Source organism: Hymenobacter convexus, assembly GCF_030580955.1.
GTDB lineage: Bacteria > Bacteroidota > Bacteroidia > Cytophagales > Hymenobacteraceae > Hymenobacter.
Genome location: NZ_JAUQON010000014.1, coordinates 33,761 through 45,800, shown reverse-complemented (window position 1 = coordinate 45,800; position 12,040 = coordinate 33,761). Strand labels below are relative to the sequence as shown.

The window sequence follows — 12,040 nt, the reverse complement described above, 5'->3', positions numbered from 1 at the left end:
AAGTGGAGGGAGCACCTGTCTAATAGGCCGTCATGCTGCGCGGAGGCGCAAGCCGTAGTCGAAGCATCTCTACCGCAGAAGTAAATGATTTGCGTTGCGCAGTAGAGATGCTTCGACTGCGCTCAGCATGACGTTCTTTTAACCGATTGCATGTGCTCAACTGAATTAAAACGACGCCGACAGCTTGAGCTGGTAGGTGCGTGGAATGGGCACGTTGCCGAAGTCGATGGCGCGCAGCAGGTCGTTGGAGCCGCCGGCGCTGGTTTCGGGGTCGAAGCCGTTGTAGTTGTCCCACGAAATCAGGTTGCGGCCCACCAGCGACACAGTCAGGTTGCTGATGTACTTGCTGAGCGTGGGCAGCGTGTAGCTCAGTGCCGCCTCGCGCAGCTTCACGAAGGAGCCGTCGTCGACCCGGAATTCCTGGGTGTTGTAGATGGCGAAGATGTAGCCGCGCGGCAGCGTGCCGCGCAGTTCCTGCTCGGCCAAATCGCCAAGGCCTACGCCCTGGCGGGTGCGCTTGTCGGCGTTGAACACGCTGTTGCCCTGCACGGCGTCGGCCAGCAGGTGCAGGCTCAGCTTCTTGTAGGTGAGGTTGGTGCTCAGCGAGCCCGTCCATTTCGGGTTTGGGTCGCCAATAATCAGGTTGGCTATGGCCGAGCCGGCGGCGTAGCTGGGCTGGCCGTTGGCCTCGCGGGCGGGGGTGAAGGTGGTGGCGCCCACGGCCTGTCCGGTGGCGCGCTCGTCTTGCGGGAAGCCCTGCGGCGTGAGCAGCAGCGAGCCATCGGCATTACGCGCGTAGCCCGAGCCGTAGAATACGCCGGCCGGCTGTCCGGCCAGCAAGTACACCGGCGCGCCGGCCGCGTTATCGACGGAAATAGTCTGGGTGCTGCCGTTCGAGCCGGGCAGCTCCAGCACTTTGTTGCGGTTGCGGTTATAGAGCGCCGTCACGTCCCAGGTGAAGTTTTCGGTTTTCACGGGCACCAGCGTCAGCTGCAGCTCCACGCCGCGGTTTTCCATGCGGCCCACGTTGTTGAAAATGGACGAGCCGCCCGTGGAGGCCGCCAGGTTGCGCTGGAGCAGCAGGTCGGTGATTTGCTGGTTATACACCGTGATGCCCAGCCCGATGCGGTCTTTCAGAAAGCCCAGGTCGGCCCCAAATTCCAGCTCCGAGTTGCGTTCGGGCTTCACGTCGGGGTTGGCCAGCTGGGTGCCGGGCGTGAGGGTGTTTTTGCCCAGGAAGCCCACCGGGTTGAACTGGTAGAAGCGGCCGTAGGTGGGCAGAATCACTAGGTTGCCGGCCTCGCCGTAGCTGGCCCGCAGCTTCAGGCTGTTGAAGGTGTTGGCGTAGGCCGCATCGCGCCAGAAGCCCAGGTCCGACACCACCAGCGAGCCGCTGATTTTGGGGTAGAGCTGGTTGGTTTGCGAGGGCGAGAACTTCGTGGCCTGGTCGCGGCGCAGCGCCCCCGTCAGGAAAGCCAGGTTGCGGAAGCCGATGGTGGCCTGCCCATAGTAGCCGCTCAGCGAGAACTTGTCGAGGTTGTAGCTCGACACTACGGTGGTGCTGCTGGCCCCGCTCACGGTGGTGATGAAGGGCGCCAGGTTCTGGCCCTGGGTGGCCGTGAGCTCCTGCTGGCTGTACTGGTAGTTGTAGCCGGCGCGCAGGTTTAGCTTCAGGTCTTCGGTGAAGGACAACTCGTAGGCTGCGTTCAGGTCGGAGTTCAGCTGCAGGGCCACGTTGTTGGCGTTCGAAGCGAAGCCCAGCGGGTAACGGGCCGCCGGCAGGCCGGCCGTGGCCTGGTAGGGGTAGGGCCGGATGTAGCCCTGGCCCACCTGCGCAAAGGCATCAACACCAAACACGTAGTCCAGCGAAAAGCCTTTGAACGGCGTCAGGTTCAGCTGCACGTCGCTGATGGTGCGGTTCACGCCCTGCGTAAACTTCATGTCCTCGATGGTCGAGAGCGGGTTCACGCGGGTGGGCTCCACGGCCAGCAGGTTGCCGCTGGCGTCGCGCTGGGTGATGTCGTAGATGTTGTTGGTGATGTTCACCGAGTTAATCGGGCTGTAGAACACGTTGCCGTTGGCCTTCTCGTTCGAAAAGCTGTTGATATAGCTCACACCCGCCGACACCTTGAACCAGTCCGTCAGGCGCTGGTCCACGCGGGCCCGCAGGTTGTAGCGCGTGAAATCGGTGCCCTTGATGATGCCCTGGTTTTTGAGGTAGCCCGCCGAAATGTAGTACTGCGTGCGCTCCGAGCCGCCGGAAACAGATACGCTGTTGTCGGTGCCGTAACCCTTCTGGAAAATCTGGTCGAAGTAGTTATAGCGCGGTACATCCACCAGGTTGGTGGCCAGCGGCGTAGCCACACCGGCGCGGGTGATGCTGGTGGTCGTGGTGCCCGGGTTGGCCGCAATCTGGGCCGGCGAAATTCCGCCGATGGTGTAGAGGCGCAGCCCCGCAAAGCCGAACTGCTTGCCGTAGGTGTTCACGGGTACCGATTTGCGCAATTCGTTCATCGTCACGCTGGTGCTCACGCTCACGCGCGCCGCGCCCGCCGCCCCGCGCTTGGTGGTGATGAGCACCACGCCGTTGGCCGCGCGCGAGCCGTAGATGGCCGCCGCCGCCGCGCCGTTGATGACGTTGAGGCTGGCAATGTCATTCGGATTAAGGTCAGCCAGACGGTTTTGGCCCGCGTTGGCCACCCCGATGTCGTTGCTCAGCGCCAGTTGCGACACGTTGGTGCTGGCGTTGCTCACAATCACGCCGTCAATGACATACAGCGGGTCGGATGAGCCCGCCAGCGTGTGGATGCCGCGCAGGCGCACCGAAATGGAGCCCGCAGGGTCGCCCGAGTTCTGGGTAATCTGGGCACCGGGCACCTTGCCCTGCAGCGAGTTCAGGGCCCCGCCCGAGCCGCTCTGCGTCAGCTCCGAGCCCTGAATGGTGCTGATGGCGTTGCCCAGCTCGCGCCGGTTCACGGTCACCGTCGAGCCGATTACGACGACTTCGTCCAGCTTTTGCTGGGCCTCGGCCAGGGTCGCATTGGTGGTCACGGTTTCGTCGGGGCCGAGCGTCAGCGGGCGCGCTTCCGACTTGTAGCCCACCAGCGAAATGGTGAGTGTGTAGCTACCCGGCGCCACCGTAGCCGTGAGAGAATAGCCGCCGTCCACGCCCGTGGAGGCGCCCATCGTGGTGCCGTTCAGCAGCACCGTGGCGCCGGGCAAGCCCTGCCCGGCCGCGTCGGTCACCCGGCCTTGCAGGGTGTAGCGCCGGTCCTGGGCCTGGGCCAGCAGCGGCCCCACCAGCAGCAGGAACAGCAAAAGCCCGCCCAGGTGTCGGGCCAGCTTGTCTCGGTATGATTGCAGCATAAAAAAGGGGGTTGAGGGTGAGAAAATGGTGTTTTGGCTGTTTAATTGATAGGAACAATCTGTCATCCTGAGCGCAGCGAAGGACCTTATCACGCAAGAACGATTCGCAGCAACGCAGACGAAGCCACCGTGATAAGGTCCTTCGCGACGCTCAGGATGACAGTGCAGGTCAGAACTCCCAGCGCACAAAGGCCTCAATGCCCTCGTACTCCGGCAATCCCAACTCATCATAAATCTTGGCTGTGGTCCGGTTCCGCGCCTCACTGCGCTGCCAGAACTCGCGCTGGTCGGCGCCGGGGAAGAGGGGCCGGTCCTTCTGAGACTGGTGCTTGAAGATGGCGCGGCGCTTGCGCGTGAGCTCCTGCGGGGAGAGGGGCACGGCCATCTCAATCTGGTCGATGTCCCACTCCTGCCAGGCGCCGCGGTAGAGCCACACCCAGCAGTCGTCGAGCCACGGCGTACCGGAGGCTTTAAGGCGATGGATAGATTCGAAAATGGCCGCCAGACACACGCGGTGGGTGCCGTGCGGGTCCGAGAGGTCGCCGGCGGCGTAAATCTGCTGGGGCTGGATGCGGTTCAGCAGCTCCATCGTCAGGCGGATGTCCTCGTCGCCGAGGGGCTTTTTGCGCACGCGGCCGGTTTCGTAAAAAGGCAAATCCTGGAAGTGGGCGCGCTCGTCGGGGTCGAGGCCGGCGTAGCGCAGGGCGCTTTTGGCCTCGCCGCGCCGGATTAGCCCTTTTATCTGCTGCACTTCGTCGGAGTCGACCTGGCCCGGCGGTTTGTTGCGCAGGAAGTCGGCCACGCGGTGATAGAGGTTGTCGGCCGGCTCGCCGCTGGCAAAGTGGAAGGCCTCATCGTAGTCGGCTACAAAGTCGGCGAAGCGAATGGCCTCGTCATCAAACACCGCGATGTTGCCCGAAGTCTGGTAGGCTACGTGTACTTCGTGGCCCTGGTCCACGAGCCGCAGCAGGGTGCCGCCCATTGAAATCACGTCGTCGTCGGGGTGCGGGCTAAAAATGAGCACGCGCTTCGGAAATGGTTCGGCACGCTCGGGGCGGTAGGTGTCGTCGGCGTCGGGCTTGCCGCCGGGCCAGCCGGTGATGGTGTGCTGCAGCTCGTTGAAGACGCGGATGTTGATGTCGTATGCCGGGCCCGACTGCGCCAGCAGCTCCGAGAGGCCGTTTTCGTTGTAGGCTTCCTCGGTGAGCTTGAGGATGGGCTTGCTCACGGTGCGGGCCAGCCAGGTCACGGCCTTGCGCACCAGAGCGGCGTTGTGCCAGTCGCAGGGCAGGCCCTGGAGCCAGGGCGTTTTGCGGGGCGTAAGCTCGGCGCCGGCGGCTTCGTCCAGCACTACCTGCACGGCAGGGTGGCGCTGCAGGTAAGTGGCCGGCACCGTGTCGGTTACCTCGCCTTCCACCATGCGCTTCACCACGGCGGCCTTGCCTTCGCCCCAGGCCATGAGCACAATCTGGCGGGCTTCGAGAATGGTGCCGACGCCCATGGTCAGGGCCCGGCGCGGCACGTTTTCCTCGCCGTAAAAGTCCGAAGCGGCGTCGGTACGCGTCACGTGGTCCAGCGTAATCAAGCGGGTGCGGGAGGCCGGGCCGGAGCCGGGCTCGTTGAAGCCGATGTGGCCGGTGCGCCCGATGCCCAGCAGCTGCAAATCGATGCCGCCGGCTTCACGAATCTGCGTCTCATAGCGGCGGCAGTACTCGGCTACCTGCTCGGGCGGCACGGTGCCGTCGGGGATGTGCACGTTTTCGGGCTTGATGTCGACGTGGTCGAACAGGTACTCGCGCATGAAGCGCACGTAGCTCTGCAGCGAGCCCGGCGCCATGGGGTAATACTCATCGAGGTTGAAGCTGACGACGTTCTGAAAGCTCAGGCCATCTTCGCGGTGCAGGCGCACCAGTTCCTCGTACACGCGGGTGGGGGAGGAGCCGGTGGCCAGGCCCAGCACGCAGGGGCGGCCCTCGGCGGTGCGGGTGCGGATGAGGTCGGCAATCTGGGCGGCTACGGCGGCGGAGGCCAGCTCCGAATCGGCGTAGATGCTCACGGGCAGGTGGGCGCCGGCCGTGGCGGTAAGAGTGGCAAGAGGAGAAATCATGGGCAGGGTGAAAAGGTGGAACCTGGCAATCGGCAGAAGCGGAAGAAAGACGGTTTGCAACCCTTAGAAACTGTGGCTGCTAAGCCGATTCAAATAAATCAACATCGCTATTACTTCGCCTGCAAGATGCGACTTTTCTGCAAACGTTTGGGGGAATATTACCTGAATATTTCGCACATTTGACGCCCCAAGTTCACAAAGTTCATTTTACACTCATCGAGCGGCTGCGATACGCCGCGGGTATATTCGCTTTTTCCCCACCAAAACCTCTTCCTCATGAAAAAAACCTACTGGCTATTCCTGCTTTTGCTGGGCGTGCTGCTAGCGCCGCCCAGCTGGGCCCAGACGACGGCCCGCACCGTGTCGGGCATCGTCACGTCCAGCACCGACCAAAGCCCACTACCGGGCGTCACCGTTCTGGTGAAGGGCACCACCATCGGCAGCACCTCCGGCACTGACGGCCGCTACTCGGTGCAGGCCGCGCCGGGCGCCACGCTCGTGTTCAGCTTCATCGGCTACGGTTCGCAGGAGCGCAGCGTGCCCGCCGATGGCGCCGTGGACGTGGCCCTGAAGGAAAGCACCACCGGCCTCGACGAGGTGGTGGTGACGTCCTACGGCATTCCGCAGGAGAAGCGGACCTTGGTGACGGCCGTGCAGGAAGTGAAAAGCAAGGACATCATCGACTCGCGCCAAACCAACGTGGTGAACGCCTTGCAGGGCAAAATCGCGGGCGTGAACATCACGTCTTCGGGCGGCGCGCCGGGCGAAGGCGCCAGCATCATCATCCGGGGCGGCACCTCGCTCGATGGCGACAACCAACCGCTGTTCGTCATTGACGGGATGATTATGGACAACGGCTCGTTTCAGGAAAGCACGGCGCCGGGCGGCGGCTCGGCTTTTAACGGCCTACTGGGCCGCTCGGTGGGCGCCTCGAACCGCGCCGGTGACCTCAACCCCGAAGACATCGAAAGCATTACCGTGCTGAAAGGCCCGGCCGCCGCGGCCCTCTACGGCCTGCGCGCGGCGGGCGGCGCCGTGGTCATCACCACCAAAAAAGGCAAGGCCGGCGCCACCACGCTCAACTACCGCACCCAGTACTCGGTGGACGAGGTGAGCCGCCTGCCCAAAATGCAGAGCCTGTACAAGCGCGGCAGCAGCGGCCTGGCCGACCCCACCACGCGCATTTCGTTCGGCCCGCGCTTTGCGCCCGGCGAGGAAGTATACGACAACGTGGGCAACTTTTTCCGCAAGGGCAATACCTTCCAGAACTTCCTGAACATGTCGGGCGGCTCAGAGAAGGCCACTTTTGCCGTGTCGGCCTCCAACCTGCAGCAGCAGGGCGTGACGCCGGGCAGCAAGTACGACAAAAGCACGGTGCGCCTCTCGGGCACGGCCGACATCTCGTCGCGCCTGCAGGTGAGCGCCTCGGCCCAGTACCTGACCTCGGGCGGCGAGCGGCCCATTCAGGGCCCGGGCCTGTTTGGCTCGTCGGGCGGCTTTCTGCTGAGCTTGCTGAACTGGCCGCGCGACGACGATGCCCGCAACTACCTGAACCCCGACGGCACCCGCCGCCGCCTGCTGGCCTTGGGCAACGGCACCGACGCCGACGCCGACAACCCGTACTGGACGGTGAACAACAACCCCCAGACCGACCGCACCAACCGTTTCATCGGCAACGCGCGCCTGAGCTTTAAAGTAGCTCCCTGGCTGACCCTGAGCCACAACCTGGGCACCGACCTTTACACCTCGCGCACCACGTCGGTGCGCGCCGTAGGCACTTCGCAGGTGGGCAACCAGAACGGCGGCATCGCCGAAACGGTGGACCAGTTCCGCCTGACCACGGCCACCACGCTGGCCAGCTTCAACAAGGAGTTTGGCGACAACCTGGGCGGCACGCTGGTGCTGGGCAACACCTTGGAAGAAAACCTGGACCAGGCCGTGGACTACCTCGGCCTGATTTTCCAGAACCCCAACTTTATCGGCCTCAACAACACGGTGAACCGCAACGCTTTGCAGCGTGACAGCAAGCGCCACCTCATCGGCAACTTTGCCCGTTTGAACGTGTCGCTGTTCAACCAGTTGTTCCTCGAATTCCAGGGCCGCTACGACCAGTCCTCGACCCTGCCCCGGCCCGACCAGAACAAGATTTTCGGCAAGGGCTTCTTCTACGGCTCCATCGGGGCGGGCTACGAGTTCACCAAGGCCCTGGGCCTGGAGCAGAACAACATCCTGAACTACGGCAAAATCCGGGCTTCGGTGGCCGGCGTGGGCAAAGACGCGCCGCCCTACCGCGTGCTGGCGCCCCTCACGCAGAACACCTACATCGGCGGCGGTTTCCGCAACGACTTCTTCGGCTCGAACCCCAACCTGCGCCCCGAAAACACCCGCACCTACGAAGCCGGCATCAACCTGCAGTTCCTCAAAAACCGCCTGGGCCTGGACTTCAACTACTACCGCTCGCGCACGTCGGACCAGATTATCGCGCCCCGCGTGAGCCAGTCGGCCGGCTTCATCCTGCAGTACATCAACGGCGGCATCGTGACCAACGAAGGCCAGGAAGTGTCGCTGACGGGCTCGCCCATTAAGTCGAAAGATTTCAGCTGGGACATCATTGCCAACTTCTACCACAACACCAACCGCGTGGAAGAGCTGCCCTTCCCGCTCTCGGTGGTGTACCAGTCCGACGCCTTTATTACCGACATCCACGAGGGGGGCTCCTTTCCCGGCCGTCCCATCTCGGGCCTGGGCGCCACCGACTTCACCCGCGTGACCGACCCCAACAGCGAGTTCTACGGCCAGATGATTGTGAACTCCACCACCGGCTACCCGTCGGTCAACTCGGCCTTCACCTACGCCGGCAACCGGGCTCCCCGCTTCACCACGCAGCTCACCAACACGTTCACCTACAAAGGCCTGTCGCTGACTTCGCTGCTCGACTTCCGCGTGGGCGGCGTGGTGGTGAACGGCAACGACTGGTACCAGACCCGCGTAGGCACTTCGGAGCGCACCGCTGACCGCTACAAGCAGGTGGTGTTCGACGGTGTGGTGGTGACGGCCCGCGACGCGGCCGGCAACCCCACCGCCTACGCCAAAAACACCCGCTCGGTGGAACTGACCCAGACCTACTACACCAGCATTCTGGGTGCGGCAGGGACGGCTTTCGTGGAAGACGGCTCGTGGGCTCGCCTGCGCTACGTGACGCTGAGCTACGCCCTGCCCGCCACGCTGCTCTCGCGCACCGGCTTCATCAAGGGCGCCGAGCTGAGCGTGACCGGCCGCAACCTGGTGCTGCTGACCAAGTACAGCGGTGCCGACCCCGAAACGTCGGCGGCCGGCGCGGGCGTGCGCGGTGGCGGCTCCACCGGCTTCGACTACGGCAACGTGCCCGGCACCCGCGGCGTGGACATGGCCCTGCGCGTGAATTTTTAATGGACTGTGCTTGTCAAAGGCACGTCATGCTTCGACTCCGCTCAGCATGACGGCCTGACGAGCTGCCATCTTCCCTAATAACTCTCGAATATGAATCTGAACCGCTATATAATGGGCCTGGGCTTGCTCCTGGGCACCGCCGCCCTCACGTCGTGCGAGAAATTTCTCGACGTGAACAACAACCCCAACAACCCCGTCGTCTCGACGCCGAACTTCCTGCTGCCGGGTATCATTTCCAACGGCATTCAGACGCAGATGTTCACGGCCCTGCGCACGCCCTACATCACGCAGTATGTGGTGAGCCGCACCGCCAACAGCGGCGGCAACGACCAGTACTTCTTCACCAACGCCCAGAGCACGAACACCTTCAACTACTCCTACTTCCAATCGGGCGGCAACATTCCGGTGATGCAGAAGGCGGCGGAGGCCGAAGGCTCGGTGTACTACGTGGGCGCCGGCAAAATCATGCAGGCCATGATTCTGGCCCATGTCACTGACATGCTCGGCGATGTGCCCTACACCGAAGCCTACCAGGGCGGGGCCAACTTCACGCCGAAGTACGACTCGCAGGAGCAGATTTACGCCACTATCAACCGGCTTTGCGACGAGGGCGCCGTGGAAATGGCCAAGCCCGCCAGCGCCAACTTCCGCCCTCTCTATAGCACCTCGCCCAGCGAAAGCGGCGACATTCTGTACAAGGGCGACCCCGCCAAGTGGGTGCGCTTGGCCTACGCCCTGAAGGCCCGCCAGGCTCAGCACCTCACCAAAAAGGCCAGCTACAGCCCCACCGCCGTGCTGGCCTTGTGCGACCAGGCCTTCAACTCCTCGGCCGACGACGCGCAGATTAACTTCCAGGTGGCCGTGGCGCCGCTCTCGAATACCACCAACATTTTCGGGGTGACACGGGCCAACTTCGGCACGGCGGCCTTCTCCTCAAACGTGGTGAAGCTCCTCAACGGCACCACCTATCCCGGCGTGGTCGACCCGCGCTTCGGGGTGCTCGTGCCCACCACCAGCACGGGCGTCGACCCCGGCCGCGGCACCTCTACTAACCTCACGCCCGGCTCCACCGTCACGGATTTCTACGGCGGCTGGTACGCCCGCGACCTGGGCTACTACGAGGCCATCACCTACCACGAGCTGAAGTTCATCGAGGCCGAAGCGGCCTTTCGGGCCAACAACCTGCCCCGCGCCTTGGCCGCGCTGCGGGCCGGCATCACGGCCCACATGCGCAAGGTGGGCACGGGCGGCACTTTCTCGCCCCCAGCCGTCACGTTTCCCTTCATTTCCGATGCCCAGATTAATGCCTACCTGGCCAGCGCCGCCGTGCCCCAGACCGAGGCCCAGCTCACGCTGCGCAGCATCATGGAGCAGAAGTACATCGCCATGTTCCTGAACCCAGACTCGTGGTCGGACCTGCGCCGCCTGGATTATGACCGGAATATCTACGTCAACTTCCTGTATCCCTTCTACACGGGCACCGGCACGGGGCCCCTGCTGGGTGCCTATCCCCGCCGCCTGCTGCCCGGCGCCACCGAATTGCAGGTGAACCCCAATGCCGTGGCCGGTCTTTACTCGGCCGAGGGCCTGACGTTTGGCACCCCGGCGGCCGACAACAGCTACGTGACCAAAAATCTGTGGTTCGACCGCCCGTAAGCTGGCGTCAATTAAGAACGTCATGTCGAGCGTAGCCGAGACATGACGTTCTTCCATCACCTAGCTCCAGCTTACCCCATCCATCCCTCCCCGATTTTAATAACCCGTTATATGAAGCATTTCTCTTTCCGCCTGCTGCTGCTGTTGCCGCTGCTGGGCCTGCTGCTGGGCAGCTGTAAAAAGGAAATCGACAACTTTTACACCGTCGATTCCGAGCCCGGCTTTGCGGGCCTGGGCCTGCCTCGCTTAGGCATAGCCGCCCGATTCGCCCCCGGTGACGTGGTGCCGCTCTTCGTGTCGTATGCCGAAGCCGACCAGCTGCGCGACGTGACCGTGTTCCAGGTCGTGGCCAAGCTCGACTCTGCCGTGGTGGGCACGTACCCCGCCGCCGGCACCTACAACACCACCGGCGGCCTGCAGGTGATGCCCGTGCCCTACACCGTGCCCAACCGCCCCAACGGTCTGTCGGTGCGCGTCGATGTGACGCTGAACTTCCAGAACGGCAGCTCGCGCATGCGCCGCTTTAGCTACGCCATCGCCGCGCCGACCACGCTGGAATTTACCGCCACCCCCACAGTGCCCACCTACCGCAACGGCTTGGCGGGCACCGCCCAGAGCGAGGGCGACATTGTGGGCTACGCGCTTACGCTGAACCGCAACGGCCTCGGCGCCGTGCCGGTGCCGCCGGCCACGGGCCTGCTGTTTAAAGGCATCGACAGCCTGACCACCTTCTACCGCATCGGCAACCAGCCGCGGGTGCGGGCCGGCGTGGTGCGCAACCCCACCACCGGCGCGGCCAATGCCCGCACCGTGGACGCCACCATCCCGCGCGGCAGCAATGGCCAAGCCGTGACCTTCATTTTTGAAGCTTACGCCGCCGTGCAGACCCTGACCATCACGGCCCCGGCCATCAACGTGACCAACCCCACGCCGCTGGCCACGCTGCGCACCGGCCGCATCGCGGGCGGCCCGAACGTGACGCTCGACTCGCTGGCGTTCAACCTGCGCACCGGCACCATTGAGCCCGCCGCCAACCCCGCCACCGCCAAAGACCTGTTCCTGAGCGGCACAGGCAGCACCGTCACCCTCTCGGCTGCCAACAACACCCGCTTCTACCGCGCCACCGCGGCCCAGGTAGCCGCCGGCTTCTACACCTCGCCCAACGCCAACCTGGTGGCCACCACGCTCTACCAGAACACCACCGTGGCCGATGTGGGTGCCATCGCCCCCAACGACGTATTTGCCGTGCGCGTGCGCGGCGCGGAGGTGATGCTGCTACGCATTCTGAGCGTGAAAGCCGGCTCGGCCGGCGCGGCCGCCCGGGTCCGGTTCGAGTACCGGGCGCTGTAGCAACTTAAGCTGCTGCTAAGGCAGGAAAGGCCTTCCCCGGTTGGGGAAGGCCTTTTTTTGTGCTGCCAGCGCGACTGTATGGAGTGTAAGCTGGAGCTATACCAATTTCAGTCGATACCTCGTTGCAGGACC

The 12,040-nt window shown here is 63.9% G+C and carries 5 protein-coding genes; 3 read left to right on the top strand and 2 right to left on the bottom strand.

Annotation, left to right across the window (positions count from 1 at the left end; all coding sequences use genetic code 11):
* Nucleotides 1-165: 165 nt before the first annotated feature.
* Both Q4S41_RS22210 and nagB read right to left on the bottom strand, forming a co-directional pair.
* Nucleotides 166-3,366, bottom strand: coding sequence for a SusC/RagA family TonB-linked outer membrane protein (locus Q4S41_RS22210; RefSeq protein ID WP_305033335.1), 3,201 nt, complete (start codon nucleotides 3,364-3,366; stop codon nucleotides 166-168).
* A 169-nt stretch (nucleotides 3,367-3,535) separates the two neighbouring features.
* On the bottom strand, nucleotides 3,536-5,473 hold the full coding sequence (gene nagB / locus Q4S41_RS22205; protein ID WP_305033334.1) for a glucosamine-6-phosphate deaminase: 1,938 nt from the start codon (nucleotides 5,471-5,473) through the stop codon (nucleotides 3,536-3,538).
* Between the two features lie 276 nt (nucleotides 5,474-5,749).
* Between nagB and Q4S41_RS22200 the strand changes: the two genes are divergently transcribed.
* The 3 genes from Q4S41_RS22200 (at nucleotide 5,750) to Q4S41_RS22190 (ending at nucleotide 11,908) form a co-directional block, all read left to right on the top strand.
* Nucleotides 5,750-8,902 (top strand): SusC/RagA family TonB-linked outer membrane protein, encoded by a 3,153-nt coding sequence (locus Q4S41_RS22200; protein ID WP_305033333.1) that lies wholly within the window; start codon nucleotides 5,750-5,752, stop codon nucleotides 8,900-8,902.
* 90 nt (nucleotides 8,903-8,992) lie between these two features.
* Nucleotides 8,993-10,558 (top strand): SusD/RagB family nutrient-binding outer membrane lipoprotein, encoded by a 1,566-nt coding sequence (locus Q4S41_RS22195; RefSeq protein ID WP_305033332.1) that lies wholly within the window; start codon nucleotides 8,993-8,995, stop codon nucleotides 10,556-10,558.
* A 111-nt stretch (nucleotides 10,559-10,669) separates the two neighbouring features.
* Nucleotides 10,670-11,908: a hypothetical protein gene (locus Q4S41_RS22190; protein WP_305033331.1), complete on the top strand. Its 1,239-nt coding sequence runs from the start codon at nucleotides 10,670-10,672 to the stop codon at nucleotides 11,906-11,908.
* Nucleotides 11,909-12,040: the final 132 nt, after the last annotated feature.

Excerpts from the sequence above, each read along its gene's own strand:
- Q4S41_RS22195 (WP_305033332.1), top strand. The coding sequence starts at position 8,993 with ATGAATCTGAACCGCTATATAATGGGCCTGGGCTTGCTCCTGGGCACC.
- Q4S41_RS22210 (WP_305033335.1), bottom strand. The coding sequence starts at position 3,366 with ATGCTGCAATCATACCGAGACAAGCTGGCCCGACACCTGGGCGGGCTT.
- nagB (WP_305033334.1), bottom strand. The coding sequence starts at position 5,473 with ATGATTTCTCCTCTTGCCACTCTTACCGCCACGGCCGGCGCCCACCTG.
- Q4S41_RS22200 (WP_305033333.1), top strand. The coding sequence starts at position 5,750 with ATGAAAAAAACCTACTGGCTATTCCTGCTTTTGCTGGGCGTGCTGCTA.
- Q4S41_RS22190 (WP_305033331.1), top strand. The coding sequence starts at position 10,670 with ATGAAGCATTTCTCTTTCCGCCTGCTGCTGCTGTTGCCGCTGCTGGGC.